The organism is Citrobacter sp. RHB35-C17 (assembly GCF_013816795.1).
Taxonomy (GTDB): domain Bacteria; phylum Pseudomonadota; class Gammaproteobacteria; order Enterobacterales; family Enterobacteriaceae; genus Citrobacter_A; species Citrobacter_A amalonaticus.
The window spans coordinates 4349459-4364850 of sequence record NZ_CP057150.1; the positions used below are offsets into that span (position 1 = coordinate 4349459).

Consider the following 15392-nt stretch of genomic DNA (forward strand, 5'->3'; position numbering starts at 1 on the left):
CCAGGCAGACAGAGGGCACCCGTATGGCACTCCCCCGCATTACCCAAAAAGAGATGACCGAGCGCGAACAGCGCGAACTGAAAACGTTGCTGGATCGCGCCCGTATCGCGCATGGTCGTCAATTGACCAACGCAGAGACTAACAGCGTGAAGAAAGAGTACATTGATAAGCTGATGGTCTTGCGCGAAGCCGAGGCAAAAAAAGCCCGCCAGTTGAAGAAAAAGCAGGCTTATAAACCGGATGCTGAAGCCTCTTTTTCCTGGTCTGCGAATACGCCAACGCGCGGCAGACGTTAACGTCCTTTCTTCTTACGCCCCGGCGAGGTAAAGCGTTTGCCGTTTGCCGCCGGGCGCGCTTTCTCTTTGTTCGCCGTCTTTTCGATTTTCACCACCGGACGCTTGATTCCCGCGGTTTTCGGCTTCGCTTTCGCCTTCGGTTTCGCTTCTGAAGAAGAGTTTTCGATAAGCTTAAACAGCGTAATTAGCTCATCATCCGTCAGGTCACGCCATTCTCCCAGCGGCAAACCGGACAGGCCAACGTTCATGATGCGCGTGCGTTCAAGCTTCACCACTTCATAACCGAAATGTTCGCACATGCGGCGGATCTGACGGTTCAGCCCCTGAATCAGGGTAATCCGGAATACAAACGGCGCCTCTTTCTTCACCTTACATTTTTTTGTGACAGTACCCAGAATCGGCACGCCGGCACTCATCCCACGAATAAACTCATCCGTAACCGGTTTGTCGACCGTGACCAGATACTCTTTTTCATGATCGTTACCGGCACGCAGGATCTTATTCACCAGATCGCCGTGGTTGGTCAGGAAGATCAGTCCCTGGGAATCTTTATCCAGACGGCCAATCGGGAATATGCGCTTGCTGTGGTTAACGAAATCAACAATATTGTCACGCTCGCTGTCTTCGGTGGTGCTCACGATCCCCACCGGCTTGTTCAGCGCGATAAAGACCAGATCTTCCGCTTCACGCGGCTCAATCAACCGACCATTCACTTTCACGACGTCGCCAGGCATCACCTGGTCGCCAATGGTGGCGCGTTTGCCATTAATGAAGACATTCCCTTGCTCAATGAAGCGATCCGCTTCGCGGCGCGAGCAGATTCCGCTTTCACTGATGTATTTGTTGAGTCGTGTTGATGAGTCGGGCAGCATAATTTCTCCGTTGTACACTTCATCCTTCAGGCTGTCTCTGCGTTGGCTGCCAGATTACTCGTCTCATCCATGAGACTCGCCCTGACGGGCCGTCGCTTCGCAACGTTCAAATCTGTTCCTGACAGATTTGTCACTCACCCCAGTCACATCGTTATCTATGCTCCTGAGGATTCGCTCCCTTGCCGCCTTGATACATCCTGAATGCTTTGCGTAATAAATGCGGAATATACCTTACCTTGCTGGCGATAAAAAATAATCGTGCAAATTGGCCTCAGCGCTATTTGTGATCCGCCACACCTTTCGACACAAAAGTGTCTCCGATCTTTACGTGCAATTTTGTTGAATGAAAATTAACAGAATCAAGACATTAGGATTATGTGCACATCTGTGCCAACAACGAGCGCTCCGCACATCATATGTGCAACATTAATCGCCAGCCCATGACGCACAAAGAAGAGAAAATCGCTTTGAACTCCCCCTTTTATGAGGTTATATCAGATCAAGAGGGCAGATTGGTGATTTGCACAAATGTGCAGGAGTCTACAAATGGCGATGGAAAACAGTGATGATATCCGCCTGATCGTAAAAATAGCGCAGCTCTATTACGAACAGGATATGACACAAGCGCAGATCGCCCGTGAACTGGGGATTTATCGCACCACCATTAGCCGCCTGCTGAAACGCGGTCGTGAACAGGGCATCGTCACTATCGCCATCAACTACGATTACAACGAAAACCTGTGGCTGGAACAGCAGCTTAAACAACGATTCGGCCTCAAAGAAGCGGTGGTGATCACCTGCGACAACGAGCAGGAAGAGGAACAACTTGCCATGATGGGCGTGCACGGCGCGCAGTTGCTGGAACGTTTACTGGAACCCGGCGACATCATTGGTTTTTCCTGGGGACGCGCAGTACGCGCACTGGTCGAAGGGTTGTCGCCAGCCAGCCAGTCACGCCAGCTGATCTGCGTGCCGATTATCGGCGGGCCATCCGGGAAGCTCGAGAGCCGCTATCACGTCAATACGCTGACCTACGGCGCGGCGGCAAAGCTGAAAGGCGAATCACATCTGGCTGATTTTCCGGCACTGCTGGAAAATCCATTGATTCGCAACGGTATTATGCAGTCCCAGCACTTTAATTCGATTTCTGCCTACTGGGACAATCTGGATGTTGCGCTGGTAGGGATCGGTTCTCCGGCAATTCGCGACGGTGCAAACTGGCATGCCTTTTACGGCAGCGAAGAGAGTGACGACCTGCATGCCCGGCAGGTTGCCGGAGACATTTGCTCGCGCTTTTACGATATTAACGGCGTGACGGTGGAGACCACGATGAGCGAAAAAACGCTCTCCATCGAAACCAACAAATTAAAGCAAGCGCGTTATTCCATCGGCATCGCAATGGGTGAAGAAAAGCTTAGCGGCATTCTCGGCGCATTACGTGGAAACTATATTAATGCGCTGGTCACTAATAGCCATACCGCTGAATTATTGTTGAAGTAAATATACTCATCTTGATCCTGACGTAATTTATTTTATGCAGGATCCCCTTCTCTGAATTTGGGAGTTAATTATGCAAACGTGGTTAAATCTACAGGATAAAGTCATTATTGTAACCGGCGGCGCATCCGGAATTGGCTTAGCCATTGTCGAAGAATTATTATCACAAGGCGCGAATGTCCAGATGGCGGATATTCATGGCGGCGAAGCAAAGCATGAAGGTAATAACGACTATCACTTCTGGCCGACAGATATTTCCAGCGCCAAAGAGGTTAATCACACCGTGGATGAAATCATCCAGCGCTTTGGTCGTATTGACGGTCTGGTCAATAACGCTGGCGTTAACTTTCCTCGCCTGTTGGTCGATGAAAAAGCGCCTGCAGGAAAGTATGAATTAAACGAAGCCGCGTTTGAAAAAATGGTCAATATCAACCAGAAAGGCGTGTTTTTAATGTCACAGGCAGTGGCGCGCCAAATGGTGAAACAGCGTAACGGCGTTATCGTCAATGTCTCTTCGGAAAGCGGGCTGGAAGGGTCAGAAGGCCAGAGCTGCTATGCCGCAACGAAGGCGGCGCTGAATAGCTTCACCCGTTCCTGGTCAAAAGAGCTGGGTAAACACGGCATTCGCGTGGTCGGTATTGCACCCGGGATTCTGGAAAAAACGGGACTGCGCACGCCGGAATATGAAGAAGCGCTGGCCTGGACCCGCAATATCACCGTTGATCAGCTGCGTGAAGGCTATAGCAAGAACGCGATTCCGATTGGCCGTTCGGGACGCCTGAGCGAAGTTGCTGATTTCGTTTGTTATCTTCTGTCTGAACGTGCCAGCTACATTACCGGAGTAACCACTAACATTGCGGGCGGAAAAACGCGCGGCTAAGGAGACGTTATGGTCAATGCAATCTTCTGTGCTCACGGCAAACTAGCCTGCGCCATGCTGGAATCGGTGCACATGGTCTACGGTGACGCCAACGTTGAGGCGGTCGCCTTTGTCCCCGGCGAGAACGCCAGCGACATCGTCACAAAGCTGGAAAAGTTAGTGAGCGCTCACACCGATAGCGAATGGCTGATTGCCGTAGACCTGCAGTGCGGCAGTCCGTGGAACGCCGCGGCAACGCTGGCGATGCGCAATCCGGCCATCCGGGTGATCAGCGGGCTTTCCCTGCCGCTGGCGCTGGAACTGGTAGATAACCAGAGCAGTATGAATGTGGATGAATTGTGCGAACACCTGACGACCATTGCACAACAAACCTGCGTGGTCTGGCAGCATCTGGAAACGACCGAAGAGGATTTCTGATGAATATTACCCTTGCCCGTATTGATGACCGCTTGATCCACGGTCAGGTCACCACCGTCTGGTCGAAGGTGGCGAATGCCCAGCGGATTATTATCTGTAATGACGACGTTTATAATGATGAAGTGCGCCGGACATTATTACGCCAGGCCGCCCCACCGGGAATGAAGGTCAACGTGGTGAATATCGAAAAAGCCGTCGCGGTTTATCATAATCCACAGTATCAGGACGAGACTGTATTTTATTTATTTACCCGCCCCCAGGATGCGCTGGCGATGGTCAAACAGGGCGTAAAAATTGCCACCTTAAATATTGGCGGCATGGCCTGGCGACCGGGTAAAAAACAATTAACCAAAGCCGTATCCTTAGATGACGATGATATTAATGCGTTTCGCGAACTGGATAAATTTGGCGTCACCCTGGATTTACGCGTGGTCGCCTCCGATCCCTCCATTAATATTCTCGAAAAAATAAAAGAACAGTCGTTCGCGGAATAAATAAAAGCGCCTGTATTTATTACACAGTCATTCTGGAAGCATCACGGCGGCAAATGAGTGAATCCACAGGAACATAAATAACGATGTGACTGGGGGTGAGTCACAAATCTGTCGGGAACAGATTTGAACGTTGCGAAGCGACGGCCCGTCAGGGCGAGTCTCATGGATGAGACGAGTAATTCAGCCAACAACGAGGCAGCCTGAAGGACGACGTGTAAATGCTTTAACAGGCAGGGATGTTCACATTTTAAGGTGACCCATTATGGAAATCAGTACCCTACAAATTATCGCCATATTTATATTTTCCTGTATTGCCGGAATGGGCAGCGTGCTGGATGAATTTCAGACCCACCGCCCGCTCATTGCCTGTACGGTTATCGGCCTGATCCTCGGTGATTTAAAAACCGGGGTGATGCTCGGCGGAACGCTGGAGCTGATCGCGCTTGGCTGGATGAACGTTGGTGCCGCGCAATCTCCGGACTCCGCGCTCGCCAGTATTATCTCCGCCATTCTGGTTATCGTCGGGCAACAGAGCATCGCGACCGGTATCGCCATCGCACTGCCGGTCGCGGCGGCAGGCCAGGTCCTGACCGTCTTCGCCCGGACTATCACCGTGGTGTTCCAGCATGCGGCGGATAAAGCCGCAGAAGACGCACGTTTTCGCACCATCGACATCCTCCATGTCTCTGCGCTGGGCGTCCAGGCGTTACGCGTCGCCATTCCGGCGTTAATTGTCTCGTTGTTTGTCAGTGCAGATATGGTCAGCAATATGCTCAACGCCATCCCGGAATTCGTCACTCGCGGCCTGCAGATTGCCGGTGGCTTTATCGTGGTGGTCGGTTACGCCATGGTGCTGCGCATGATGGGCGTGAAGTACCTGATGCCCTTCTTCTTCCTCGGTTTTATCGCCGGTGGTTACCTCGACCTGAGTCTGCTGGCCTTTGGCGGCGTCGGCGCGATTATTGCGCTGGTCTATATCCAGTTGAACCCACAGTGGCGTAAGGCCGAACCGCAGACGCAGACCTCCTCCTCCACCGCTCTTGACCAGCTTGATGACTAACGGAGCCCATCATGGAACAGAAAAAACTGACCAAATCTGACCTGTTTAGCATGTTTGTTCGCTCCAACCTGCAGCAGGCGTCTTTCAACTTTGAACGTATTCATGGGCTGGGTTTTTGCTACGACATGATCCCCGCCATCAAGCGCCTGTACCCGCTGAAAGAAGATCAGGTGGCGGCACTCAAGCGTCATCTGGTGTTCTTCAACACCACGCCCGCGGTGTGCGGCCCGGTGATTGGCGTGACCGCCGCGATGGAAGAGGCGCGAGCGAACGGGGCGGAAATCGATGATGGCGCGATCAACGGCATCAAAGTCGGTTTGATGGGGCCGTTGGCGGGCGTTGGCGACCCGTTAGTCTGGGGCACGTTGCGACCGATCACCGCCGCGCTCGGCGCGTCGCTGGCGTTGTCCGGCAACGTGCTCGGCCCGCTGCTGTTCTTCTTTATTTTCAACGCAGTCCGTCTGGCGATGAAATGGTACGGCCTGCAAATTGGCTTCAATAAAGGGGTCAACATCGTCAGTGACATGGGCGGCAACCTGCTGCAAAAACTGACCGAAGGCGCATCGATTCTCGGCCTGTTTGTGATGGGGGTGCTGGTCACCAAGTGGACCAGCATCAACGTGCCACTGGTGGTATCGCAAACCCCCGGCGCGGACGGCGGCACCGTCACGATGACCGTGCAGAACATCCTCGATCAGCTCTGCCCCGGCCTGCTGGCGCTGGGCCTGACGATGCTGATGGTTCGTTTGCTCAACAAGAAAATTAACCCGGTATGGCTGATCTTCGCCCTGTTTGGTCTGGGGATTATGGGTAACGCACTGGGCTTCCTGTCCTGATTTTTTCGCCCCGGTGGTCAGCCGGGGCTATCGCTCAACATGAGGTGGAATATATGTTAACAACAGCTCTGCGCCTTTATGGCAAACGCGACCTGCGCCTGGAAACGTTCGAACTTCCAGAGATGCAGGACGATGAAATTCTGGCTACCGTGGTCACCGACAGCCTGTGCCTCTCTTCCTGGAAAGAGGCTAATCAGGGTGAGGATCATAAAAAGGTGCCGGACGATGTAGCGACCCACCCAATCATCATCGGCCACGAGTTCTGCGGCGATATTATCGCCGTGGGGAAAAAGTGGCAGCACAAGTTCCAGCCCGGCCAGCGCTATGTGATTCAGGCGAACCTGCAACTGGCGGATCGCCCGGATTGCCCCGGTTACTCCTTCCCGTGGGTAGGCGGCGAAGCCACACACGTCGTGATCCCCAATGTGGTGATGGAACAGGACTGCCTGCTGGCTTACGAAGGCGAAACGTACTTTGAAGGATCGCTGGTCGAGCCGCTCTCCTGCGTGATCGGCGCGTTCAACGCCAACTATCACCTGCAGGAAGGCACCTATAACCACAACATGGGGATTCGTCCACAGGGTCGCACGCTGATCCTTGGCGGGACGGGGCCAATGGGGCTGCTGGCGATCGACTACGCGCTGCATGGCCCGATCAACCCGGCGTTACTGGTGGTGACCGATACTAACCACGACAAGCTGAGCTATGCCCGTAAACACTATCCTTCTGAACCGCAAACGTTGATCCACTACCTGCACGCACAGGATGCCGCTTACGACACGCTGATGGCGCTGACCGGCGGCCACGGTTTTGATGATATTTTTGTCTTCGTGCCGAACGAACAACTGGTCACCCTGGCCTCTTCCCTGCTCGCACCCGACGGTTGTATGAACTTCTTTGCCGGCCCGCAGGACAAGCAGTTCAGCGCCCCAATCAACTTCTACGATGTGCATTACGCCTTCACTCACTACGTGGGCACCTCGGGTGGGAACACTGACGATATGCGCACGGCGGTTAAACTGATTGAAGAGAAGAAAGTGCAGGCCGCCAAAGTGGTCACGCACATTCTTGGGCTGAATGCCGCAGGAGAAACCACGCTGGAGCTGCCGAAAGTGGGCGGCGGTAAAAAGCTGGTCTATACCGGGAAAGCGTTACCGCTAACCGCTCTCAGCCAGATTGACGATCCCGCGCTGTGCGCTATTCTGGAACGCCATCACGGGATTTGGTCTAAGGAAGCCGAACAGTATTTACTGTCGCACGCCGAGGAGATTTAACATGATTAACCGCGACACCCAGTTGTGCATGTCGCTTGCCGGTCGGCCCGGCAACTTTGGTACCCGCTTTCACAACTATCTGTATGAAAAGCTGGGTTTAAATTTCATCTACAAGGCGTTTACCACCCAGGATATTGAAGCGGCGGTGAAAGGGGTTCGCGCGTTAGGCATTCGTGGCTGCGCGGTATCGATGCCGTTTAAAGAGAGTTGTATGCCGTTTCTCGACGCGGTCGATCCATCGGCAAAAGTCATTGATTCCGTCAATACCATCGTCAATGACGGCGGCAGACTGACAGGCTACAACACCGATTATATGGCGGTAAAAAGCCTGATTGCCAGCCACCAGCTCGACACCACTGCGCGGGTGATGATTCGCGGCAGCGGCGGGATGGGCAAAGCGGTGATTGCCGCCTTTCGCGACGCCGGTTTTCGCGATGTGATCGTCGCCGCTCGTAACCGGGACAGCGGTCCGGCGTTGGCGAAACAGTATGGCTTTCAGTGGCAGCCGCTGCCGGAAGGCATTGCCTGCGACATTCTGGTCAATGTCACGCCCGTCGGCATGGCCGGAGGTAAAGAGAGCGATGAGCTGGCGTACAGCGAAGCCATGGTCGCCAGCGCCAGCGTAGTGTTCGATGTCGTTGCCCTGCCGCCGGATACCCCGGTGATCAAACTGGCGCAGAAGCTGGGTAAAATGACTATCAGCGGCGCAGAAGTAATTGCGTTGCAGGCCGTTGAGCAGTTCGCAATGTACACCGGCGTACGCCCGGATGACGCGCTGATTAGTGAAGCCGCTGAATTTGCCCGGGTGGGGTAACATGTGCAAATAACCCTCCTCTGATGACGCTGAGGAGGGTTATTAAACGCGTAATCACAACGTTCAGAAACTGTAGCGGATACCCAGTTGACCACTATAAGGCGTCTCGATATGTTGCCCTTTTTCGTAGCTGACTTCTCCCCATGCGGACCACCGATCGCTTAGCTTCGCGGTCATCCCCAGGCCATATTTGCCGCTTGTCCCTGACAGGTCATTTTTGAACTTCTCAGTGTGGTTAATGACGACGTCGTTGTTCTTCATAAACTCATGACGAACGGCCACTCTCGCATACGGCTGTAACAGTGTCCCATCTACCAGCGTCACATTCTTACCGAAGGTTAACCCGGTTTCCCCTTTTAACGATCGCGCAGCATCCGCTTTAACCGACATGCCACTGTCGAGTTTGTAGTGGGTCTGGTCGCCAATAAACCATGATGCCTGGAGATAGGGTTCAACAAACCACGTCTCAAGCGCAATATGCTTACCGATCTCGACTGAAGCCCCGCCGCCAACGGTATTATCTTTCGCATGGGTGCGTCCGCCGTTGAAGTAGGGGTTGTTCTCCGTACGGAAATAGTTGGCTTTCAACACACCATCGATGTAATAACCGCTGTTGTGTAACCAGGTCGTGTACAGTCCAATGCCGTAACTGTCCGCTTTGCCATTGGTACTGGATGAGTCGAGATCCGCACGCGTATAGGAAGCCATACTGCCCATAATCAGTGCGCTATTTTCTAAATCAAAACGCTTATCGCCACCGAGCATCACACCGTTCACATCCTGACGGTAAGCCACGTGCTCTGTGGAAACGCGGTAGCGGCTACTGATGTATTTGCCCCATGCGCCCTCTTCGTAGTCACGCATCTGACGAATTTCACCGAGACGGGTTCGCAGCGTTGACAACTCAGCGTCCCACAAAGTGGGTGTCACATTCGCCATGGCAATAACCGCTTTCGCGCTTTCTGATAAATCCGGCTTAACTCCCGGTTCAGGATTCGGTTCAGGCGAAGGTCCTGGACCCGGCTCAGGATCCGGGCCTGGCTCAGGTTCTGGCGTATTCGCCTGCGGTGACAAATACCAGTTATCCTTATCGCTATCGGCGCCATGCACCAGATAGTATTTGTACGCACCAAGATCGACGCTGCCGTTGGTCATCGCAAAGGTGTCTGCCCCGCTCCCATTCGCATAAATTAAGTGATAAGGAGTAGCCGCTCGACTGCGTAACTCACTTCCGGAATCATGCACCGTGACCTTAAATTGCCCCGTCACGGCATCGGAAACGTTCAGAAAATCCCCAATCCCGCCGGACAGATTGGTGTTCATAACGAAAGTCCCGGTCCCCTCCAGCGTGGTGAGTTCAAGACGGTTAAACTGTCCCGCGTCGCGTCCCTCTGGCGCACTAAAATTGACCACACCATTATGCGTTAAGGCTTTAATCGTCGTGACGGATTCCGCAGTATCCGCGTTGTGTTTTAAGTACAGAACGGAAGAAGGGCCTTGTAAGTCCACCGACGCGGCCCAGGCACCCTTACCCAGATTCCCCGTCCAGTCGTGTACACTTCCCCCTTCCATAGTCAGTGAACCGTCTTCTACCGTCAGTGCCCCCGTTGAATAGCCTCCATAGGCAATCAGGCTGCTCCCGCCATTGCGAAGCGTTGTGTTCGAGATATGCCCCAGCGCAAGCACTTCCTGACGGCCGCCATCGATAACCGTATTACTGGCTTCACCGTACCAGGCAAGTTGCTGAAGGCCGCCTGCATGAACGGTCGTATTTGTCGCGTTAGCGCGAATGCCACCGGTCCATCCAGATTGCTCCACCCAGTTTCCCCCAACCCAGCCACCTTTCTGACCATTGACAAGTTGAGTGCCATAGACCTGTGTGCCATCGGCATTGCCGGTTTGAATACGTTGCAAACCACCGGCATGGATGGTGGCGTTCTTCGCCTGCTGCCCGTTGACACGAACGTTGGAATTACTGTCGGAAACCCAGTCTCCATCGCTCCATTGACCGTCTACGCCGGTAATCACCTGCGTGCCATAGACCTGCGCATTTTCTGAAATACCCGAGGTTATCGTTTGTCGCGCACCGGCATAAACGGTGGTATTGAGGTCCGCAACGAACTCTTCGCCTTTACCGCTAAACACCTGCTGGAATGCGCCGTTATACAGGTACGTATCCAAAGCCAGACCGCTGGCAAGCTGATAGCTGTTGGCGCCGATGTGCGAGTTTTTCGCGGTCCCGTTATAAATGATTTGCTGGCCGCCATTTTGCACAATGGTATCTTCAGCCAACGCCGTACTGGTGACTGAGAGCACCTGAATACCGCCATCGATGAGATTCGCCTGAGCATAAGCACGGCCTCCAACAGTCTGTCGACCACCGGCTTTCACCACGGTGTCATACGCCTGTGAATCACCATTCATCGTCAGGGCACCGTTATTCTCAACCAGCGTATGGAAGGCTTTCCCGTCGCCATTAAGTTGCAATACACCTGTTTCAATATTCCCTTTACTATTGGTGTATTCCCCTTTCACCGTGGTATTCACGGCTTCAGAACCGGCGGCATCGTATATACCGTCACCGATATTAAGCTGCACAGAATTCAACGTATTGTTATAACTATACGACTCATTTAATAACGTCACGACCTGTTTAGAAAAAGCAGGATTGATCAGCGTAATTTCCTGGTTAGCAATATATTTTTTATCTTTGATGGAAAAAGTGGAATAGCCTTTCTCCCAGGTTTCTTTCACCCAATCCCAGTGATTCGTATAATTCGAATTCGATAATAAGTCGTCCGGCATCGTGGTAGTTTGCACGGGTGGATAAGGTGTGGGAAGCATTTCCGCCGCAGTCAGTGGGTACGCGGTTAAACATAACGCGGGGAAAAAAGCATGGTAAAAAACGCGTTTCATATCTACATCCATAGTTAATAAGATCCCTATTAAACGGGCAGTTCTATCTTGCTTATAAATATTCCACTGGACGCTCAGGCATCAGAAATATTCATACTGGACAATGATGATTAATTCGAAATAAGGAGATGTTCGAGTTTTCGTACTTTAAATTTCCGCGCGACTGTAGTCTTCCATCCCTGCAAGGTGGAATACGCGCGGCAGTGTTTCTCTTGTAAATAGCCCATACTTCCCCCTTCAAGATAATGCCGCAGAAGTAAAACGTCTCTTGAAGAGAGTAAACAGGCAGGCCCCGGGAAGGACCAGACGATTTGCCGCCCGGTCGCGACAGTATCCAGACCGCGAATAACATCATGAACAGAGCAACGCGATTCGAAAATTGCGCTGACGGCGTGACATTTCAGGTGCCAGAAAAAAGCCAGCGGCATGAGTCGTTGGGTTGAAATAATAATCAACTGATAACCACTCTTGCTCAATTGAGAGAACGATCGAAAAAAAAGCTTTAAGGTATAACTATTAAGATTAATAAACAGATAGTCTGGGCCGGAATGAGAATTAGTCACTTTTCTGGCCAGCGCAGAGATACCCGTGGAAAAATAAACATCATTTTCAGGCCAACTGGCAATATGGCTCTTCTTTACATATTCCTTTGTCATACAGATGATGCTCCCTATATCCTGGACAGCCTGTTTTTTATTTTCAGGGGGTATTTATTATCCGGCGAGGTTATTTATTCTGACGATGTCCGGCACACCCACTCTGCTGCTGTCGGTATAATATTGATTCAAACAGAATAGTACATGAGCAATATTGATTGTCAAACCTGATCGATAAAACAAAATCAATAGTTAAAGACTATCACTTGAAAGGTATCGATCGTTGTAATCGATCTTTTTTTCGGAATTTACCTTACTGTTTGTAAGTAAAACAAAAAGATACATAAATTATAATTTTTGGTAAAAATCCTATATTTCAGTGAGTTACAATAATTTTTCCATTCGAATTGAAATGTTTAGTTACATAATAATGAAAATAGCGACACTGTTGTTGATCAGAGGACAGACGCCAATGCTTCAGCATGGGCCAGAAACCTCATAGTGCTTATCGCAATACGCTTAAGCCTGTTCGGGATAAATCCAGGGCAATACCGCAATGTTGCTGTTTTAAATTAGTAACCGTCAAAATTTAAAAATCCCCTTCTCACTTTTCATAAAGAGTGAATACACATTTCAACTACGATAAATTCAATCACACCTGGTTTATTGTATTATCAAGGCGTTACATGTTCATACTGGCAGAGTGAGAAATATCTTCACTCGCTTTAATACGCATATCGTGCATTTTTCATTATTGAGTCAGTGGTCCTTTCTACCCCCCCTTCCAACATCGTGAGCCATGTCAGTAAGGCGCTACACTGTCAGTGGTAGCATGACCGCGTTTTGTCATTTACTGATTACAGGGAGAAAGAATGGAACTGCTTTTATTGAGTAACTCGACACTGCCGGGTAAAGGCTGGATGGAGCATGCGCTGCCGCTGATTGCGGAGCAACTTGAGGGGCGCCGTTCGGCAGTATTTATACCCTTTGCAGGCGTCACGCAAACCTGGGATGAATACACAGAAAAAACGGCTGCAATCTTCGCCCCGATGGGCGTCAAGGTGGTGGGTATTCACACCGTGACTGATCCGGTGGCGGCCATTGAAAATGCGGAAGTGGTGATTGTCGGCGGCGGTAATACTTTTCAGTTACTGAAAGAGAGCCGCGAGCGCGGGTTGCTGGCACCGATTGTTGACGTGGTTAAACGCGGTGCGCTGTACATTGGCTGGAGTGCGGGTGCCAACCTCGCCTGCAAGACCATCCGCACCACCAACGACATGCCGATTGTTGATCCGCAAGGTTTTGATGCGCTGGGCCTGTTCCCGTTGCAGATTAACCCGCATTTCACTAACGCGCTGCCGGAAGGACACAAAGGCGAAACGCGTGAACAGCGTATTCGCGAGCTGCTGGTTGTCGCGCCTGAACTGACGGTGATCGGTCTGCCGGAAGGCAACTGGATTAAAGTTAGTAAGGGTCAGGCGGTGCTTGGCGGTCCGAACACCACCTACGTGTTCGAAGCCGGTAAAGACGCCGTTGCCGTTGAGGCAGGTCACTGCTTTTAACCGACGTTGTCGGATGGCAGCGTAAATGCTTTATCCGGCCTGCAATGAGCGCAATTGGTAGGCCGGATAAGCGCTATCCGGCCTTACCGCCTGTTAGTAATCATCCCGCTCGTCATCTTCGTCCGGCTGTTCCAGCACGCTGTAAGCCACGGAACAGAACAACGAGTTCAGACGTTGCATATCCCCCAATAATCCCAGGTGCAGGGAGCTGGTCTCGATACTTTGTACGTTCTGCTGATGCAGACGATCAACGTGCGCATGCGAGTAACGGCGATTCAGTATGCGGAAACGATGCTTGCTACGGCGCAACCGCCGGGCACTGGTCACGTCGCCGGAGAAGAAGACCGACATCGCCAGTTGCAGGTTGCTGAGCAACTGGTCGTACAGCGCATCCAGCTCTTTTAACCCCTCAATAGAAAACGCCCGCCGCGCCGCCAGCGATTTATCAGCAATCTCGCTCCCCATGCGCTCCACAATATCCGACGCCTGTTCAAGGTTAAGCGACATCTCGATGATCTCCGCCCAGCGCCGCGACTCCTCTTCCGCCAGTTCCTCTTTCGGCATCCGCGCCAAATAGAGTTTGATGGCAGTGTAGAGCACGTTGATGTCATCCGCGATTTTGCGCAGCTCCTTCTCTTCGCGCGGCTCGCCATGCATCACCTTCTTCAGCCCTTCCATCATCTGTTCCATCGCATCGCCGATGCGCAGCGCCTCACGGGCGGCATTGGCGAGCGCAAGGGTCGGCGTATCCAGCGCGCTAACGTCCAGATGCTTTGGCTTGAGATGCGCATCCAGCTCAGGCTCGTCGCGGATGATGCGCTTACAGAAGCGCGCCATCGGCTCGGCAAAAGGAATCATTGCCAGGCAGCGGACCAGGTTGTAGAAAACATGGAAATAGATCACCAGCTCGGATTTCGCCAGCGGCAATTCATCCATCAGATTCGCCAGCGGATGGACAAATGGCAGAATAATCAGGCTGCCCACCAGCTTAAACAACAGACTGCCAAGCGCCACGCGACGAGCCGCGGCATTAGCCGCGCTGTTGTTGAGCATCGCCAGCAGGCCGGAACCGAGGTTGGCGCCAATCACCAGACACAGCGCCACCGGGAAGGAGATGATCCCCGCCGCGGTCAGGGTGGCCGTGAGCAGTACCGCCGCCAGGCTGGAATAACTGATGATCGCGAACATCGCGCCAATGAGCGCATCCAGCATGATATCGCCGGTCAGCGAGGCAAAAATGACCTGTACGCCGTTGGCCTGGGTTATAGGGGTGACGGCCTGGACAATCAGTTCCAGCGCCAGCAGGATCAGGCCAAGGCCGATCCCCACGCGCCCCAGTTGTCCGGCGCGTGACTGTTTACGGCCGAGGAAGAAGATCACGCCGATAAAAATCAGCAGCGGCGAGAGCCACGATAAATCGAAGGTGAGGATACGCGCCATCAGCGCGGTCCCTACGTCTGCACCAAGCACAATCACCAGCGCAGGCGTCAGTGCGACCAGATCCTGAGCAACAAACGAGGTTACCAGCATGGTGGTGGCATTACTGCTCTGCACCAGCGCAGTGACGCCAATTCCCGCGCAGAAGGCGAGCGGTTTCTTTTCGACGCTACGGCTAAGCACGGTTCGCAGGCGGGCGCCGAACACACGCATCACGCCAGTACGCACAATATGGGTACCCCAGACCAGCAGGGCGACAGCAGAAAGCAGGTGGAGCAGGGTTAGCACGGAATCAGGTACTCCTTATCATTTACACTTTATCCTTCAAGCTGCCTCTTTGTTGGCTGCGCCTGCTCACTCCAGTCACTTACTTCAGTAAGCTCCTGGAGATTCCCAGGCTTGCCGCCTCGACGCAACTTGAATGATTGCGTGTAAAAATAT

The 15392-nt window shown here is 52.5% G+C and carries 14 protein-coding genes; 10 read left to right on the forward strand and 4 right to left on the reverse strand.

Annotation, left to right across the window (positions count from 1 at the left end; genetic code table 11):
• Positions 1–23: 23 nt before the first annotated feature.
• Complete coding sequence (locus HVZ37_RS20715) at positions 24–296, forward strand: DUF3811 domain-containing protein (RefSeq protein ID WP_042321003.1); 273 nt, start codon at positions 24–26, stop codon at positions 294–296.
• On the opposite strand, the gene rluF is transcribed toward HVZ37_RS20715, so the two are convergent.
• Entirely contained in the window at positions 293–1168 is an 876-nt protein-coding gene (gene rluF / locus HVZ37_RS20720) for a 23S rRNA pseudouridine(2604) synthase RluF (RefSeq protein ID WP_042999008.1), read from the reverse strand. The two genes, HVZ37_RS20715 and rluF, sit on opposite strands and share 4 nt — an antisense overlap.
• A gap of 552 nt (positions 1169–1720) precedes the next feature.
• Here rluF and HVZ37_RS20725 point away from each other — a divergent pair.
• The 8 genes from HVZ37_RS20725 (at position 1721) to HVZ37_RS20760 (ending at position 8440) form a co-directional block, all read left to right on the forward strand.
• A complete protein-coding gene (locus HVZ37_RS20725; RefSeq protein ID WP_044268586.1) occupies positions 1721–2668 on the forward strand; it encodes a sugar-binding transcriptional regulator in 948 nt (315 codons plus the stop codon).
• 70 nt (positions 2669–2738) lie between these two features.
• On the forward strand, positions 2739–3545 hold the full coding sequence (locus HVZ37_RS20730) for an SDR family oxidoreductase (protein WP_044268567.1): 807 nt from the start codon (positions 2739–2741) through the stop codon (positions 3543–3545).
• A gap of 9 nt (positions 3546–3554) precedes the next feature.
• Positions 3555–3962, forward strand: coding sequence for a mannose/fructose/sorbose PTS transporter subunit IIA (locus HVZ37_RS20735; protein ID WP_042999005.1), 408 nt, complete (start codon positions 3555–3557; stop codon positions 3960–3962).
• Positions 3962–4456 (forward strand): mannose/fructose/sorbose PTS transporter subunit IIB, encoded by a 495-nt coding sequence (locus tag HVZ37_RS20740; protein WP_042999004.1) that lies wholly within the window; start codon positions 3962–3964, stop codon positions 4454–4456. Before HVZ37_RS20735 ends, HVZ37_RS20740 begins: the two co-directional genes overlap by 1 nt.
• 262 nt (positions 4457–4718) lie before the next feature.
• Positions 4719–5516, forward strand: coding sequence for a PTS mannose/fructose/sorbose transporter subunit IIC (locus HVZ37_RS20745; RefSeq protein WP_042999003.1), 798 nt, complete (start codon positions 4719–4721; stop codon positions 5514–5516).
• 11 nt (positions 5517–5527) lie between these two features.
• Entirely contained in the window at positions 5528–6352 is an 825-nt protein-coding gene (locus HVZ37_RS20750; protein ID WP_042999002.1) for a PTS system mannose/fructose/sorbose family transporter subunit IID, read from the forward strand.
• Positions 6353–6405: 53 nt separating this feature from the next.
• Positions 6406–7626, forward strand: a complete 1221-nt coding sequence (gene sorE / locus HVZ37_RS20755) for an L-sorbose 1-phosphate reductase (protein ID WP_044253408.1) — start codon at positions 6406–6408, stop codon at positions 7624–7626.
• Between the two features lies 1 nt (position 7627).
• The gene (locus HVZ37_RS20760; protein ID WP_181627936.1) at positions 7628–8440 is read left to right on the forward strand and encodes a shikimate 5-dehydrogenase; all 813 of its coding nucleotides are present in this window, start codon (positions 7628–7630) and stop codon (positions 8438–8440) included.
• Positions 8441–8503: 63 nt separating this feature from the next.
• Here HVZ37_RS20760 and HVZ37_RS20765 read toward each other — a convergent pair whose 3' ends face one another.
• Positions 8504–11194: an autotransporter outer membrane beta-barrel domain-containing protein gene (locus HVZ37_RS20765; RefSeq protein ID WP_249418373.1), complete on the reverse strand. Its 2691-nt coding sequence runs from the start codon at positions 11192–11194 to the stop codon at positions 8504–8506.
• Positions 11195–11466: 272 nt separating this feature from the next.
• A complete protein-coding gene (locus HVZ37_RS20770; RefSeq protein ID WP_044253412.1) occupies positions 11467–12012 on the reverse strand; it encodes a hypothetical protein in 546 nt (181 codons plus the stop codon).
• An 812-nt stretch (positions 12013–12824) separates the two neighbouring features.
• Between HVZ37_RS20770 and pepE the strand changes: the two genes are divergently transcribed.
• A complete protein-coding gene (gene pepE / locus HVZ37_RS20775) occupies positions 12825–13514 on the forward strand; it encodes a dipeptidase PepE (protein WP_044253414.1) in 690 nt (229 codons plus the stop codon).
• Between the two features lie 93 nt (positions 13515–13607).
• Here pepE and HVZ37_RS20780 read toward each other — a convergent pair whose 3' ends face one another.
• Positions 13608–15239 (reverse strand): Na/Pi cotransporter family protein, encoded by a 1632-nt coding sequence (locus tag HVZ37_RS20780; RefSeq protein WP_042998996.1) that lies wholly within the window; start codon positions 15237–15239, stop codon positions 13608–13610.
• Positions 15240–15392: the final 153 nt, after the last annotated feature.